The 15,573-nt window shown below is 71.7% G+C and carries 11 protein-coding genes and 1 pseudogene; 11 read left to right on the top strand and 1 reads right to left on the bottom strand.

From position 1 onward, the window contains the following. Positions 1 to 83: 83 nt before the first annotated feature. From nhaC to PV419_RS38715, 6 genes are all read left to right on the top strand, one after another. A complete protein-coding gene (gene nhaC / locus PV419_RS38740) occupies positions 84 to 1,556 on the top strand; it encodes a Na+/H+ antiporter NhaC (RefSeq protein ID WP_319697066.1) in 1,473 nt (490 codons plus the stop codon). A gap of 266 nt (positions 1,557 to 1,822) precedes the next feature. Next, on the top strand, positions 1,823 to 2,785 hold the full coding sequence (locus PV419_RS38735) for an ABC transporter substrate-binding protein (protein WP_319697064.1): 963 nt from the start codon (positions 1,823 to 1,825) through the stop codon (positions 2,783 to 2,785). Then, positions 2,785 to 3,741 (top strand): amino acid ABC transporter permease, encoded by a 957-nt coding sequence (locus tag PV419_RS38730; RefSeq protein WP_319697062.1) that lies wholly within the window; start codon positions 2,785 to 2,787, stop codon positions 3,739 to 3,741. Before PV419_RS38735 ends, PV419_RS38730 begins: the two co-directional genes overlap by 1 nt. Next, entirely contained in the window at positions 3,738 to 4,502 is a 765-nt protein-coding gene (locus PV419_RS38725) for an amino acid ABC transporter ATP-binding protein (protein ID WP_319697061.1), read from the top strand. The genes PV419_RS38730 and PV419_RS38725 overlap by 4 nt, the downstream gene beginning before the upstream one ends. Beyond that, positions 4,499 to 5,713, top strand: a complete 1,215-nt coding sequence (locus PV419_RS38720) for a M20 family metallopeptidase (protein WP_319697059.1) — start codon at positions 4,499 to 4,501, stop codon at positions 5,711 to 5,713. Before PV419_RS38725 ends, PV419_RS38720 begins: the two co-directional genes overlap by 4 nt. A gap of 175 nt (positions 5,714 to 5,888) precedes the next feature. Then, complete coding sequence (locus tag PV419_RS38715; protein WP_319697058.1) at positions 5,889 to 6,761, top strand: MurR/RpiR family transcriptional regulator; 873 nt, start codon at positions 5,889 to 5,891, stop codon at positions 6,759 to 6,761. 145 nt (positions 6,762 to 6,906) lie between these two features. Here PV419_RS38715 and PV419_RS38710 read toward each other — a convergent pair whose 3' ends face one another. After that, positions 6,907 to 7,704: a peptidyl-tRNA hydrolase gene (locus tag PV419_RS38710; RefSeq protein WP_319697057.1), complete on the bottom strand. Its 798-nt coding sequence runs from the start codon at positions 7,702 to 7,704 to the stop codon at positions 6,907 to 6,909. A gap of 68 nt (positions 7,705 to 7,772) precedes the next feature. Between PV419_RS38710 and PV419_RS38705 the strand changes: the two genes are divergently transcribed. The 5 genes and pseudogenes from PV419_RS38705 to PV419_RS53520 form a co-directional block, all read left to right on the top strand. Continuing rightward, positions 7,773 to 8,594: an ATP-binding cassette domain-containing protein gene (locus tag PV419_RS38705; protein ID WP_319697174.1), complete on the top strand. Its 822-nt coding sequence runs from the start codon at positions 7,773 to 7,775 to the stop codon at positions 8,592 to 8,594. Beyond that, positions 8,522 to 8,998 (top strand): hypothetical protein, encoded by a 477-nt coding sequence (locus tag PV419_RS38700; protein ID WP_319697056.1) that lies wholly within the window; start codon positions 8,522 to 8,524, stop codon positions 8,996 to 8,998. The genes PV419_RS38705 and PV419_RS38700 overlap by 73 nt, the downstream gene beginning before the upstream one ends. Positions 8,999 to 9,058: 60 nt before the next feature. Beyond that, the gene (locus PV419_RS38695) at positions 9,059 to 13,807 is read left to right on the top strand and encodes a putative T7SS-secreted protein (RefSeq protein WP_319697055.1); all 4,749 of its coding nucleotides are present in this window, start codon (positions 9,059 to 9,061) and stop codon (positions 13,805 to 13,807) included. 29 nt (positions 13,808 to 13,836) lie between these two features. After that, entirely contained in the window at positions 13,837 to 14,199 is a 363-nt protein-coding gene (locus tag PV419_RS38690; protein WP_319697054.1) for a hypothetical protein, read from the top strand. An 11-nt stretch (positions 14,200 to 14,210) separates the two neighbouring features. Beyond that, positions 14,211 to 15,260 (top strand): annotated as a pseudogene (locus PV419_RS53520) (ATP-binding cassette domain-containing protein); the annotation flags it as partial. Positions 15,261 to 15,573: the final 313 nt, after the last annotated feature.

Here is a 15,573-nt window from a genome sequence, read left to right as displayed (position 1 = left end):
CTTCTTCCTCCACCCCCCTCGCTTCTATTCCCATGCCCTCGCACCGGCTGCCGGCATGTCCGGCTTTGAGGAGCACCGTCACCATGTCCGAAACCCCCGTCGTCGACGTCGCCAAGGCGTCGCCACGCCGCCGCCCCCGCCGCACACCGACACTGTTCGAGGCGGCCCTGCCCATCGTGCTCATGCTGGCGATCGTCATCCCCGGCTCGATCTGGCTCAGGCTCAACCCGGTCGTCCTGCTCATAGTCGCCGGCTCGTGTGCGGGGATCATCGCCTGGCGATTGGGAGTGACGTGGGAGGAGATGCTGCACGGCATCCGCGAGAAGATCGACTCGGCGATGCCGGCGCTGCTCATCCTCGTCGCCATCGGGATGCTCATCGGCACGTGGACGCTCAGCGGCACCATTCCGATGATCGTGGACTTCGGACTGCGGGTCATCCAGCCGACCTGGATCATCCTGGCGGCGTTCCTGATCACCATGATGGTCTCCACCATGACCGGTACCTCGTGGGGCTCGGTCGGCACGGTCGGTGTCGCGCTCATGGGCGTCGCCGCGGGGCTGGGGGCGTCCCTTCCGATGACCGCGGGCGCGATCGTGAGCGGCGCCTATTTCGGCGACAAGATGTCACCGCTGTCCGACACCACCAACCTCGCGCCGGCGGTGGCCGGCTCCACGCTCTTCGAGCACATCCGCCACCTCTTCTACACCACTCTCCCGGCGGCCGGAGTCTCGGCGGTCCTCTACTTCGTCCTCGGCCTGACCCAGCACACCGACGGGCACGCCGCCGCCCGCTCGGACGCCCTGCTGACGGCGCTCAACCACGCGTTCGACTTCAACGTCCTGCTCCTGCTGCCACCCTTGGTGGTGCTGGCGGGCGCGATGACGAAAAAGCCCCCGGTGCCGACGATCGTGCTGTCCTCGGTGGTCGCGGCCGTCCTGGGCATGGCCGTTCAGGGCTTTACGATCCACGACGTCAGCGACGCCGCGGCGAAGGGCTTCGACGTGACGATGCTGGCCGGGCACGGCGTCGACCCCTCCCAGCTGCCCGATGCCGCCGGCCTCCTGCTCAACCGTGGCGGGATGATCTCCATGGCGCAGACCATCCTTATCGGCCTGGTCGGCTTCGCGCTCGCCGGGATCCTCACCGAGGCGGGCTGCATGGACGTCCTGATGCACCGCCTGCTGCAGCGGGTGCGGCGCACCGGCGGCATCATCCTGGCGACCGTGGTCTCCTCGATCGGTACGGCGATGGCCATGGGCGTCTCCTATCTGGCGATCTTGATCCCCGGCCAGGCGTTCAAGGACGTCTACCGAGAGCGTGGGCTCGCCGCCAAGAACCTCTCGCGGACGCTGGAGGACTCTGGCACGGTGGTCGTCCCGCTGGTGCCGTGGACCGAGGCGGGAATGTACATGTCGACGACGCTGGGCGTGGCGACGGTCGCCTACGCGCCGTATGCGTTCCTCAACTACCTGGGCGTGGTGTTCGCGCTCATCTGCGGGTTCACCGGATTCGGCATCGCCCGGATCAAGACGGCGGACAACGCCGCGAAGTAGACGTCGAAGGCCCTCGTCCGCCCGGCTCCTCAGGTGCGGGCTCGGCGAGCAGGCCGTCGTCCGGTGTTCCCACCGGACGGGGAGGCATACGGCCTTCTGGCTGCTGTCGCATGCCTTTCGCCCGACGTGCGGGAGCGGCGGGGCGACGCGTTACCTCAATGTAACGGGTGATACATCTAGGCATCCCATCGGCACAGATGTAATGTCCCAGTCATTCGACGGCCGCCCGCGCCGTCGCCCGCCAGACCGTCGAGAAGGACCTGACCGTGAAGCTGACCTCCTCGAACCGCCGCATCATCGTGGCGGCCATGTCCTGCGCGACCGCGCTGCTCACCCTGTCCGCCTGCTCCGGCAGCAACGACGACGGCGGCACGCAGGCGGCCGCCGGTGGAAAGTTCACCATCGCCGGCAAGGTCGTCCAGCAGGACGCCGCGCTCCACAAGCTCCTGCCGGACGCCGTCAAGAAGTCGGGCATCGTCCGTGTGGCGACCGACATCCCCTACCCGCCCTTCGAGATGTACACCGCCGCCGGCAGCACTACGATGACGGGCCTGGACTACGACCTCGGGCAGGCGCTCGGCGCCAAGCTCGGCGTTCGCTTCACCTTCTCGGCGCAGAAGTTCGACGGCATCGTGCCGGCCCTGCAGGCGGGCAAATTCGACGTTGCCATGTCCGCGATGACGGACAACAAGGCACGGCAGCAGGTCGTTGACTTCGTCGACTACACCCATTCCGGCTCCGGCATCATGGTCGCCGACGGAAACCCGGAGAAGATCACCACGCTGGACGACCTGTGCGGGCGCAAGATCGCCGTCCAGGCCGCGACCAACCAACTCAAGCTCCTCACCGCCCACCAGGCGACGTGTGCCAGGTCCGGCCGAGGCAAGGCCGACATCCAGACCTTCCCCAAGGACTCCGACGCCCAGCTGGCTCTCAGGTCCGGCAAGGTCGTCGCCGACGTGCTGACCCAGCCGGCTGCGGGCTGGACCGCCAGGACCGCCGACGGCGGCAAGGCCTTCGACCTCGTCGAGGACCCCAAGGCCCCCGGCGGCTACAACCCCTCGCCCAACGGCATCGCGGTCAGCAAGCGGTTGCCCGAGCTGACCGGTGCGATCCAAAAGGCCCTGCAGGCACTCATCGACGACGGCACGCTCACCAAGATCTGCGACAGGTACGGCGTCGGCTCGATCGCGGTTGACAAGGCCACCCGGAACGCGGCGGTGGACTGATGCAGACCAGCACCCAGCCGCTGCCGCACGCGGCGGCCGAACAGCCCGCGGCACAGGATCTCGAGGTCGTCCCCATCCGCCACTACGGCCGCTGGGCGGCCGCCGTCGCCGCGACCGCGGCCCTGGCCGGACTGATCGGCTCCCTCGCCCGGAACGCCAACGTCCACTGGGACGTGGTAGGCCACTACCTCTTCGCAGGCCTGATCTTCGACGGCCTGGGAACCACCCTGTGGTTGACGGCCGCCGCCATGGTGCTCGGTCTCGGACTGGGCACCCTGATCGCCGTCATGCGTCTGTCGGCCAACCCGGTGCTCTACGGGCTGTCCTCCCTGTTCGTGTGGTTCTTCCGCGGCACCCCACTGCTCGTGCAGATCATCTTCTGGGGTTACGCCGCAGCCCTCTACAAGTACGTGTTGATCGGCATCCCCTTCACCGACATCACCTTCTTCCGGGCCGACACCAACTCCCTGCTCACACCCTCGGTCGCGGCCCTGCTCGCCCTGGGACTCAACGAGGCGGCCTACGCCAGTGAGATCATCCGCGCCGGCATCCAGTCCGTCGACGCCGGACAGGCCGAGGCCGCGCACTCGCTGGGCATGCGACCGGCCATGACCATGCGCCGCATCGTGCTCCCGCAGGCGATGCGGGTCATCGTCCCGCCGATGGGCAACGAGACCATCAACATGCTCAAGATGACCGCCCTCGTGTCGGTGATCGCCGCCCACGACCTGATGTCCAACATTCAGGACGTCTACGCACAGAACTACCAGGTCATTCCCCTGCTGGTGGTGGCGAGCATCTGGTACCTGGCCCTGGTGACCGTACTGAGCGTCCCGCAGGCCTGGCTGGAGAGGCGCTACGGCCGCGGCAGCGCCGGAGCCGGCCCCACCTCGCCCCTGCAGCGCATGTTCCTGGGGGCCGCCGCAGCCCTCCGCAGGAAGGAGGGGCGCCGATGAGCGTCCCGATGGTTCACGCCGAGGGCGTGCGCAAGCACTTCGGCCGGCTGCAGGTGCTCCAGGGCATCGATCTGACCGTGGAGCGCGGACAGGTGTGCTGCTTGCTCGGCCCCTCGGGCTCCGGCAAGTCGACGTTTCTGCGCTGCATCAACCATCTGGAGAAAGTCGACGGCGGACGCCTGTCCGTCGACGGGCAGCTGGTCGGCTACCGCCAGGACGGCAACCGGCTGCATGAATTGCGCGAGCGCGAGGTCGCCGAGCGCCGACGCGACATCGGCATGGTCTTCCAGCGTTTCAACCTCTTCCCCCATATGACGGCACTGGAGAACATCGTCGAAGCCCCGATCAGGGTGGCGGGCGTCAGCCGCGCCACCGCCCGAGAGGAAGCGGTCAGACTGCTCGACCGGGTGGCGCTGAGGGACCGGGCCGACCACTATCCGGCCCAGCTGTCGGGCGGCCAGCAGCAACGTGTGGCCATCGCACGCGCCCTGGCGATGAAGCCGAAGCTGATGCTCTTCGACGAACCCACCTCCGCGCTCGACCCGGAACTGGTCGGCGACGTGCTGGAGGTGATGCGACAACTCGCGGACGACGGGATGACCATGGTGGTGGTGACCCACGAAATCGGCTTCGCCCGGGAAGTGGCCGACACGGCCGTCTTCATGGACGGCGGCACCGTGGTGGAGGCGGGCAGGCCCGCCAAGGTACTGGTCGACCCCGAACACGAGCGCACCCGCGTGTTCCTGTCCAAAGTCCTGTGACCGCCGAGGTACGCCGGCGCCCGCCCGCCGCCGCCCTGCTGGCGCTGGCGGGCGATCGGGAACCCGGCTTCGTCAACGACCTGGCCGAACTGGTGGGCATCGACTCCGGCTCCAACAGTCCCGCCGGGGTCAACAGGGTCGCGGACTGGGTGGGCGACCGGCTCACGACTCTGGGCTTCACCGTGGAGCGGGTCGCGCTGCCCGCGACCGCCGACGGGCAGCGCGTCGGTGACGTGCTCGTGGCCCGCAAGGCGGGTGCCCTGTCCGCCGCGCAGGGCGGGCGCCGGGTGCTGCTGGCGGCTCACATGGACACCGTCTTCGAGGATGGCACCGCCGCGCTGCGGCCGTTCACCATCCGCGCCGGACTCGCTCACGGTCCCGGGGTGTGCGACGACAAGGGTGGGCTGCTCGCCGGTCTCACCGCGCTCGACGTGCTCGCCGAGGCGGGCGTGGACGCCTACCGGGAGCTGGTGTTCCTGGCCACGCCGGACGAGGAGATCGGATCTCCGGCCAGCCGTCCGGTGACCGAGCGGATCGCCCGGAAGAGCGATGTCGCCCTCGCTCTGGAGTGTGCGCGGGAGAACGGAGACCTGGTGTGCGCCCGCAAGGGCGTCGCGGACTTCCGCGTCACCGTCACCGGCCGGGCCGCACACGCCGGCATCGAACCGGAACGTGGAGCCAACGCCGCCTTGGCCGCGGCCCACCTGGTCGTTGCGTTGCAGGGCCTCAACGGCCGATGGGACGGGGTCACGGTCAACGTGGGGGTGGTGCGAGCAGGCACCCGGGCCAACATCGTCTGCCCGGAGGCGGAGCTGCGCGTGGAGGTCCGCTCGGCCACCGCGTCGGGCATCGATGCCGCACGTGACGCCATCGAGACCGCGGCATCACAGCCGGGTGTGGCCGGCACCAGCGCGCACGTCGAGCAGCTGGACTTCTGTCCCCCCATGGAGCACACTCCCGCCGCCCGCCGGCTGCTGGCCACGGCGTGCGAGCTGGGGACCGAACTCGGCCTGTCCGTCCGTGCCACCGCCACGGGCGGCGTCGGCGACGCGAACCTCATCGCGGGCGCGGGCATACCCGTGCTCGACGGGCTGGGCCCTGTCGGCGGCGCTGACCACTCCCCCGAGGAGTGGCTCGACCTGAGCTCTGTGCACCGGCGCGTGGCCCTCCTCGCCTCGCTCATCGCGGTGGTGGGCGACGGCCGCACCTGACGGCCGGTGCCCGGTGCTCTGCGATGCACGCGGCTCGTGTGAGCCGGCGGCGGTGGTGCCGGCCAGTACGCCGGTGCGCCGACCTCCCTGATCAGCGCACCGGCCACGGGTTAAGCTCGTCCGACGTCGACCGCGCTCCACCAGTCCGAACGCCGCGGGAAGGAAGACTGACAGGATGGCCACTGGCGTTCTGGCGGACGAGATCCGCCACAAGCTCGGCGAACTGAGTCCGGCCGAACGCAAGGTCGGGCGCGTACTGCTGGCCGCCTACCCGTCCGCCGGCTTCGAGACCGTGGCCGCCATCGCGGAGCGCGCGCAGGTCAGCGCCCCCACCGTACTGCGGTTCGTCTCCCGCTTCGGCTTCCGCGGCTTCCCCGACTTCCAGGCGGCGCTGCGTGCGGAGCTGCAGGAGCGCAACGCCTCGCCGTTGTCCCTGTACGACGCTCCCGCTTACGGCCGTCCCGTGGAGGAGGGAACCGACCAGGGAAGCCTGCTCGACCGGGTGGGGAGGATCTTCCCGAGCGAGGTGGCCAAGACGCTGGCGGAGCTCCCGCCGCATGACCTCGACCAGGCCGTCCGCCTGCTCGCCGACGCCAGACTCCGCGTCACGCTCGCCGGAGGCCGTTTCACACACCTGCTCGCGCACTACCTCGGACTGCACCTGATGCAGCTGCGGGAGGGCGTGCGGTTCCTGCCCGACCGCAGCGTGGAACGCACCGCTGCCCTGGCCTCGCTCGGCCGCCGTGACCTCCTTGTGCTCTTCGACTACCGGCGCTATGAGGCGGACAAGGTCGCGATGGCCGAACATTCCAGGGCGCGAGGCGGGAAGGTCCTGCTCTTCACGGACACTTGGCTCTCCCCGGTGGCCGGCCCGGCCGACGTCACGCTGCCCTGCCGGGTGACGGCGCCCTCCCCCTACGACAGCCTGGTGCCGACCCTTGCGGTCATCGAGACGGTCGTGGCCGGAGTGGTGGAGGCTCTGGGCGAGGCCGCCCACGACCACCTGCGCCGCGCCGAGGACATCGCCCAGCACATCGGCCTGGTATGACGTGGGCCGGCCCGGGTGGTGCGTGCGTTACCTTCCGGCACCGGGCTGAGCCCGCGGAGGGCACCGGGTCCGTCGGCAACGGCCGCCTCCGAGGCGCGGACGGCGCGGCGGTGTTCGGCCTGCGCAGGTCGCCGGAGTAGCCAAGTTACGACCGTCGTTCGCGGGGGAGGCGGCAGAACTGGGTGCCCCCCTCGACTGCAAGAGTTGGCCCGGGGGCGATCTCGGTGTACCCCGCGTCGCGCACCACCGGCAGGCCGCCGGCGACCAGCCGGGCCCAGTGCTCCGCCGACGGGGTGCGCACCGACAGCGGGAACCCCGCCGCGCGCCAGGCCGCGCGCGCCGCGTCGTCCAGCTCCCACCACGCGAGCTGCGCGCCGTGCCCGGCCTGCGCCATCGCCTTGCCCGCCGACATGGTGACCTCCGGGTTCAGCCACAGCACCGGCCCGGCGGGGTCCGGCACGGGCGGCGGCTCGGGGTCGTCCAGGTCGGTGCCCGAGACCTGCAGCTTGGCCAGGTCCTTCGGCCAGCCGTCGAGCGGCACCGGAGGGAACACCCGCACCTCCGCCGCCGACGGCCCGCCGTCCACGGCCGCCGGGCCGCCGAGCGTGATCCCCGGCAGCGCCTCGGCCCGCCGCCACTCCGCGCCCCGCGCCCGCCGCACGACCTTCCGGATCCGGGCGTCCTGCCAGCTCCGTACCGCCTCGGCCCACTCGCCGTCCGCCGCCGTCGCCCGCTGGTCCGACAACAGGACGAGCACGGCGCGCGCCGCCGTCTCCAGGGCGTCCGTACGGGCGGGCGGAGCGGCCTTCTCGATGTGCACCACCAAGGGCAGCACAAACTGCGGCGCGGCGTCCCGGTCGGTCTCCGAGTGCCGGAACGGACTGGTACGGACGCGGTCGCCGGAGCCGACGGGGGCGTCTGGACGGGTCTCGGAGCTGGTCACGCGCCCCAGTCTGCCACCCGCGCCACCCGTGCCCCGGAACGGCCTCGGGCCGCATAGGCTCAACCGTCATACGACTGTATGGGGTTGGCCGCCGCTACGGCCTGCGCGGGGCTTGGGTGCTGCGTGGCGTCGGCCTCGAGGTGCGGCCGGGCTCGCTCATCCGGGTGATGGGGGGCAACGGCAGCGGCAAGTCCACCCTCCTGCGGCTCCTCGCCGGCATCGACGCCCCCACCACCGGCCGGATCACCGCCCGGCCGCGCACCGCGTACGTCCCCGAGCGCTTCCCCGGGGACCTGCCCTTCACCGCCCTCGGCTACCTCACCCACCTCGGCCGCCTCCACGGCCTCGGCCGCGCCGCGGCCTGGACCGGCCTCGACCAGGCCGCCCGCGCCGCGCTCGACCAGGCGGTCATCTCCCGCGTCAGCGCCGGCGCCGCGGTCGTCTACGTCGACCACGACCCCCGCCGCCTGGCCACCACCGCCGACGAGGTCCTCCGCGTCACGGACACACGGCTCGTGCCGGAGCGGAACGGTTCCGGTCCCGCCGACGCCCCACGCCGGCGCCCGGGGAGCGCGCTGCCGCGGGATGGCCGGCCGGCCCCTGACCCGTGCGGATCAGGGCAGCCTGGGCTCGCGCCGGTGGCCGCCGACTCGTACGGGTCGGGAGAGTTCGGGCCGGGCCAGGCCCCGGGTGTTCTGCCGGATGTCCCGGTCCGGGGGCCGTCGGCCGGCGTGAGCCCGGGCTCGCGGCGGAGCAGAGCATCTCCGCGGCCGAGGCGCGCGGGTGCGTGGAGGTCGAGGGCCCGCCCGGGGCCTCGGTGCCGGATGACCTGCCGGGTGCCCCGGTCGGCGAGCCGGGACGGGGCGGCGGCGCCTGTGCCGTCCGGCTGACGGTCGCCGTCGCGCACTCCGACGCGCTGCTGCGCGCGCTCCTCACCGCCCCGCCGTGGCACATCCGCGCGGTGACGCCCGTGGCGGCCGTGGCGGCCGAGGAGAAGCGGGCCCCGGGGAACGTCCCGGACCGGGCGGCCGATGGCGGGTCGGAGGGGCGAGGTGGGCGGGGACCCGGCTCGGGGCCCGCGCCCCTACCGCCGTCGGACGGGGCCGAGGCGGCCGGGCGCGCGCTGCCCGCTCTGCTGCGCTACCAGGCCGTGCTGCTGGCCCGCTCGCAGCGGGCGGGAGAACAGGGTGCAGACCGGGCGTGTCCCGAAGGAGTCGCCCCGCCGAAGTGCTGGGAATGCGCTGAAAGTACCCATCGTCAGGCCCCGGCGCCCCGCATTCCGGTTGGCGGGTAGGGTGCCGATCAGCGGCCGGACGACAGGCCGCTGCGACCGTTGCACGGGGGTAGCGTGAGCATGGGTGACTTCATTCCGGATGGTCTTGAAGAGCGGGCCGAGGGCCTGGCCGAGGACGTCGGGACGGCCATTGGCGGCGCGGGTCACTGGGCGGGCGACTGGCTGGATGACTTCGGCTGGGAGAGTGGCGCGGACTGGGTCCGGGACAAGTCCGATTCGGCGGCGAACGCGCTGGGGGCGGATGTCGAGGAGATGCAGCTGGGGGAGAGTGAGGACCCCAAGAAGCTGATCCACGGCAGTCCGTCCAAGCTGCGCTCAACGGCCGGCCATCTCACCGATTTCAAGACGGCGTTCAACAATGTGGGCAAGGGGCTGCAAGGGCTGGGGTCGCGGTCGTTGAAGGGGAAGGCGGCGGATGCCTTCCGGGAGAGCGTGTCGGTCGAGCCGAAGAAGTGGTTCACGGCGGCGGACGCGTGTGAGAAGGCGTCGGGGGCGCTGGAGCGGTTCGCGGGGACGGTGGAGTGGGCGCAGGGTCAGGCGGAGGAGGCGATCCGGCGCTACAAGAAGGGGAAGAAGGCGTCGGACGATGCCCGTTCGGCGCATAACGACAAGGTGTCGGCGTACAACAAGGCGGCGGACGCGTACAACGCGCTGCCCGCCGGCAAGCGTGATCCGTCGAGCCTGCCGGACAAGCCGGGTGCGTTCCACGATCCGGGTGCTGCTGACGTCGAGGCCGCTGAGGAGTTGTTGCGGGAGGCGCGGCGGCAGCGGAGTGAGGCGCATGGGGTGGCGAAGGCGGCGGTGGAGGCGGCGCGGGACGCCGCGCCGAAGAAGCCGTCGTACGCGCAGCAGGTGGGGGACGGGCTCCAGGGGATGGCACTGGACACCAGCCATTTCTTCGGTGGTGTGGTGAAGGGGACGGCGGGGCTGCTCAACTTCGTCCGGCAGGTGAATCCGCTGGACGTGTACAACATCACCCATCCCGCCGAGCACGTCACCAATCTCAACAACACCGACGCGGGTCTGGTGCGGCTGTCCAATGACCCGGGTGCGGCGGTCAAGGGCATGTGGGACGCCTTCGAGAAGGATCCCTCCGAGGGGGTGGGCCGTCTGGTACCGGAGTTGATCGGGACCAAGGGTCTTGGCGGGGCGAAGGCGGCCATCACGGCCGCCGAGCGGCTGCCGGCGACCCTGGCCCGGGCCGAGCGCCCCGCCCTGCAGACGCTGGTCAAGGACGGCGCGGCGCCGCACGCCACGCCGGACCTGGCGAAAACGGCCGGGGGGACGGATCCGGTGGACTTGGCTTCGGGGCGGATGTATCTGCCGCAGCGGGATGTGGTGTTGCCGGGGGCGTTGCCGCTGGTGTTCGTGCGGCGGGCGGAGTCGGGGTATCGGGCGGGTCGGTGGTTCGGGCCGACGTGGTCGAGTACGGCCGATCAGCGGCTGGAGATCGGTGCGCGGGGTGTGGTGTTCGTCGCCGACGACGGGCTGCTGCTGTCGTACCCGCACCCGGCGCCCGGGGTGCCGACGCTGCCCGAACTCGGCCCTCGACGGCTCCTGGAGCGGACGGTGGAGGGGGATTACACGCTCAGCGATCCGGACACCGGCCGCACCTGGTACTTCACCGGCCCGGAGGGCGGGGGCGACGGCGAGGCGCTGCTGGCGGAGATCAGCGACCGCAACGGCCACCGGCTGACCTTCGAGTACGACGCGCAGGGCGCCCCGACGGGAATCGTCCACAGCGGTGGCTACCACCTCAAGATCACCACTGACGAGGGCCGCATCACCGCCCTGCGCCTGGCGGGCGCAGCACCGGACGGCACCGACCAGGAGCTGATCCATTACGGCTACACCGGCGGCAACCTCACCGACGTCACCAACTCCTCCGGGCTGCCGCTGCGGTTCGAGTACGACGCCGAGCGACGGATCATCGCCTGGATCGACACCAACGACCGGCGCTACGACTACGTCTACGACAACCGTGACCGGTGCATCGCCGAGGGCGGCACCGAGGGTCATATCGCCCTGCGCATCGACTACGGCCCCCCGGATGAGCGGACCGGCCACCGGGTCACCACCGTCATCACGCCCGAGGGCCACGCCACCCGGTACCTGGTCAACGACCGCTGCCAGGTGGTCGCCGTGACCGACCCGCTCGGCCACACCACCCGTATCCGGCGCGACCGCTACGGCCGAGTCCTGTCCCGCACGGACGCGCTCGGCCGCACCACCGGCTACACCTACGACGCGACCGGCCGCCCGCGCGCGGTAACTGCCCCCGACGGCACCCGGCGAACCGCCACGTACAACGCCCTGGGCCTCCCGACGGAGGTCACCCACCCGGACGGGGCCACCTGGCACTACGTGCACGACGAGCGGGGCAACCACACCTCCACCACCGACCCGTTGGGCCGCACCACTTACTACACCTACGACGACCACGGCCATCTGGCCTCGGTCACCAACGCGCTCGGCGACACCACCCACGTGCGCTGCGACGCGGCCGGTCTCCCCGTCGAGATCACCGATCCGCTGGGCGCGGCCACCACCTACCACCGCGACCCCTTCGGCCGCCCCACCGCCATCACCGACCCCCTCGGCGCCACCACCCACATCGAGTGGACCATCGAGGGCAAACCGCTGCGACGCACCGCCCCGGACGGCACCCAGCAGACCTGGACCTACGACGGCGAAGGTAACCGCACCACCTACGTGGACGCAGGCGGCGGCCTGACCACGTATGAGTACACCCACTTCGATCTGCTGGCCGCCCAGACCGGCCCGGACGGGGCCCGCCACGAGTTCACATACGACGCGCGGCTGCGCCTCACCAAAGTCGCCAACGCCCAGGGCCAGACCTGGAGCTACACCTACGACCCGACCGGCCGTACACTCAGCGAGACGGACTTCGACGGCCGTACCATCACCTACGCGTACGATGCGGCGGGCCAACTGGTGTCCCGCACAGACCCGCTGGGTATCATCACCCGCCTGGAACACGACGTCTGCGGCCGGATGGTCCGCAAGGACGCCGACGCCCAAATCACCACCTTCATCTACGACGCCGCCGGGCGGCTGACGGAGGCCGTCGGCCCTGACACGGTGCTGACGTACCGGCGGGATCGGATGGGCCGGGTGGTCGCGGAAGTTGTCGGCGGCCGGGTGCTGACCCATGCCTACGACGCCTTGGGCCGCCCTGCGCGGCGCACCACCCCCTCCGGCGCGAAGTCCACGTTCGTGTATGACGCGGCGGGCCGGCGCACCACGCTGACCACCTGCGGCCAGACCCTGGACTTCACGTATGACGCGGTGGGCCAGGAGACCGCCCGCCGACTTGGGCCTACCGCGTCTCTCGCGCAGATCTGGGATCCGGCCGGAAGGCTGTCCGAGCAGACCCTGACCGGCCCGGGGGGCGGAGCCCTCCAGCACCGTGCCTACACCTACCGCCCCGATGGCCACCTGACCGCCGTCGACGACCAGTTGCGCGGACCCCGCGCCTTCGACCTGGACGGCGCGGGCCGGGTCACCACCGTCCGCGCCGAGGGCTGGACCGAGACTTACGCCTACGACGAGGCGGGCAACCAGACCCACGCCACCTGGCCCACCCACCACCCCACCCAGGACGCCACCGGCCCCCGCACGTACACCGGCACCCGCATCACCCGCGCCGGACGCGTCCGCTACGAACACGACACCGCCGGCCGCCTCACCCTCCGCCAGAAGACCCGCCTGTCAGCCAAACCCGACACCTGGCGCTACAACTGGGACGCCGAGGACCGCCTCACCACCGTCACCACCCCCGACGGCACCACTTGGCGCTACCTCTACGACCCCCTGGGCCGCCGCAGCGCCAAACAACGCCTCGCCGACGACGGCGAAACGGTCCTCGAACAGGTTGACTTCACCTGGGGCGGCACCACCCTCGTCGAACAGACCACCACCACCCCCGACCTCCCCGACCCGACCACCCTCACCTGGGAACACGACGGCTTCCGCCCGCTGACCCAGACCGAGCGCATCACCGACCCCACCACCCAGCGCGAGACCGACCGCCGCTTCTTCGCCATCGTCACCGACGTCGTCGGCACCCCCACCGAACTCATTGACGAGACCGGCGACATCGCCTGGCAGACCCGTACCGCCTTGTGGGGCACCACCACAGAAGACCGCACCAGGCCGACGCACACCCCCCTGCGCTTTCCCGGCCAGTACTTCGACTCCGAGAGTGGCCTCCACTACAACCACCACCGCTACTACGACCCGGCCACCGCCCGCTACCTCACCCCTGACCCTCTCGGCCTGGCCCCCGCTCCCAACCCGGTTGCCTACGTCCCCAATCCCCACGCCTGGAGCGACCCGCTGGGGCTGTCCCCCTACGAGGCCATCGGGCGGACCGGCGAAAGTCCGGGACCACGCCCGGACGGCGCGACCGTCATCTCCGGTGAGGTTGGCTACCTCGATCTACCCCATCACCCGGGGTTCCACGTGCCGCCGGGCACGCGCGTCGCTGTGTACGCGCCGGTGGACGAGCCCCTGGCGGCTTGGCAGGTGAATGACATCATCAGCGGGCAGCCCATAGAACCGACCCGCATCTACGGACCGGGAGATTGGATGGAGGACTACATCGTGCACGGGGCGGACATGCCCTCCGGCAGCAAAATCGTCGACATTCCCCATTCATCCGGCAGGCCCCTTCCAGTCCGGCTGTCGTACTTGCTTCCTCCGGAAATGGACATGGTGCACTTCGCCGTGCCCACGCGGGTTCTTTTCTCGGACACACCCCTTACTCATGTTTACCCACCGTATTAACGGCTGGCACGCGCACAACGAGCACATGCATGACCAACCCGGTCGAGCTGGTCCGGCCGACCACGTCGGAGGAGGCGCTGCGTCCCAGGACCCACCGGATGGTCCACGCCGTCACCGAGACCGGCGGGGCCATCGGCTGTCTCGCGCCGCCGGACCGGGCGGAGACCGACGCCTGGCTCGACGGGGCGCTGGCCGCCGTACGGACCGGGGACGCGCCGTTCGCCCTGGCGACGGAGGGGGACGGGTCGGGTGAGGTGCTGGGCTGTGCGCTGTGGCGGCGGCGCGCCACCGCGGCCAGCTACCGGCACAGCTCCGAGCTCCAGCAGGTCATGACCCGCCCCGCGGCCATGGTCGGTCTCCGAGTGCCGGAACGGACAGGCTCGGCCGCATAGGCTCAATGGTCATGAGACTGTATGGAGTTGGCCGTCGCTACGGCCTGCGCGGGGCTTGGGTGCTGCGTGGCGTGGACCTCGAGGTGCGGCCGGGCTCGCTGATCCGGGTGATGGGGAGCAACGGCAGCGGCAAGTCCACCTTCCTGCGGCTCCTCGCCGGCATCGACGCCCCCACCACCGGCCGGATCACCGCCCGGCCGCGCACCGCGTACGTTCCCGAGCGCTTCCCCGCGGACCTGCCCTTCACCGCCCTCGGCTACCTCACCCACCTCGGCCGCCTCCACGGCCTGGGCCGTGCCGCGGCGGTGCGCGGTGCCGAGGAGTGGCTGGAGCGCTTCGACGCGGCCGGACACGCCCGCACCCCGCTCGCCGAGCTGTCCAAGGGCACCAGCCAAAAGGTCGCCGTCGCCCAGGCCCTCCTGGCCGCCCCCGACCTTCTCGTCCTCGACGAGGCCTGGACCGGCCTCGACCAGGCCGCCCGCGCCACGCTCGACCAGGCAGTCATCTCCCGCGTCAGCGCCGGCGCCACGGTCGTCTACGTCGACCACGACCCCCGCCGCCTGGCCACCACCGCCGACGAGGTCCTCCGCGTCACGGACACACGGCTCGTGCCGGAGCGGAACGGTTCCGGCCCGCCCGACGCCCCGGGCCGAGGCCCGGGCGCGGGGAGTTTGTTCGGGGAGCCCGGGTTCGCGCTGGTGGAGGGCTCGGAGGTTGGGCCGGGGGCTGCCGCTTCGTATGGGGCGGGGGAGTACGGGACGGGTCGGGTCCCGGGCGTCCTGCCGGATGCCCCGGTCCCTCGGCCCCTCGCGGACTCGCGGTCCGCACCGCCGCGCGGACAGGCGAGCGCGGCCGAGGCGCGTGTGTGCGTGGAGGCCGAGGGCCCGCCGGGGGCCGGGCTGCCGGATGGCCTGCCGGGTGGTCCGGTCGGCGAGCCGGGACGGGGCGGCGGTGCCTGTGCCGTCCGGCTGACGGTCGCCGTCGCCCACTCGGACGCCCTGCTGCGCGCGCTGCTCACCGCCCGTCCGCCGTGGCACATCCGCGCGGTGACGCCCGTGGCGGCCGTGGCGGCCGAGGAGGAGCGGGCCCCGGTGAGCGCCCCGGGCCGGGCGGCCGGTGGCGGGTCGGAGGGGCGAGGTGGGCGGGGACCCGGCTCGGGGCCCGCGCCCCTACCGCCGTCGGACGGGGCCGAGACGGCGGGCCGCGCGCGGCGGACCGAGGCGGCCGGCCGTGCGTTGCCCGCTCTGCTGCGCTACCAGGCCGCGCTCCTGGCCCGCTCGCAGCGCTGGGTGCCGCCGGTCGTTCTCTACGGCGCGTTCATGGGCATCGGCGTCATGGCGGGCCAGCCGATCCTCGACTCTCTCGGCTACGCCG

This window comes from Streptomyces sp. ME19-01-6 (assembly GCF_033793745.1).
Classification (GTDB): Bacteria; Actinomycetota; Actinomycetes; order Streptomycetales; family Streptomycetaceae; genus Streptomyces.
Note: the sequence above shows the minus strand (reverse complement) of the source record. Positions and strands in the feature narration are given on the sequence as shown.

Coding starts and splice junctions, on each gene's coding strand:
- PV419_RS38715 (WP_319697058.1), top strand. CDS start 5,889: ATGGCCACTGGCGTTCTGGCGGACGAGATCCGCCACAAGCTCGGCGAA.
- PV419_RS38690 (WP_319697054.1), top strand. CDS start 13,837: ATGACCAACCCGGTCGAGCTGGTCCGGCCGACCACGTCGGAGGAGGCG.
- nhaC (WP_319697066.1), top strand. CDS start 84: ATGTCCGAAACCCCCGTCGTCGACGTCGCCAAGGCGTCGCCACGCCGC.
- PV419_RS38725 (WP_319697061.1), top strand. CDS start 3,738: ATGAGCGTCCCGATGGTTCACGCCGAGGGCGTGCGCAAGCACTTCGGC.
- PV419_RS38695 (WP_319697055.1), top strand. CDS start 9,059: ATGGGTGACTTCATTCCGGATGGTCTTGAAGAGCGGGCCGAGGGCCTG.
- PV419_RS38730 (WP_319697062.1), top strand. CDS start 2,785: ATGCAGACCAGCACCCAGCCGCTGCCGCACGCGGCGGCCGAACAGCCC.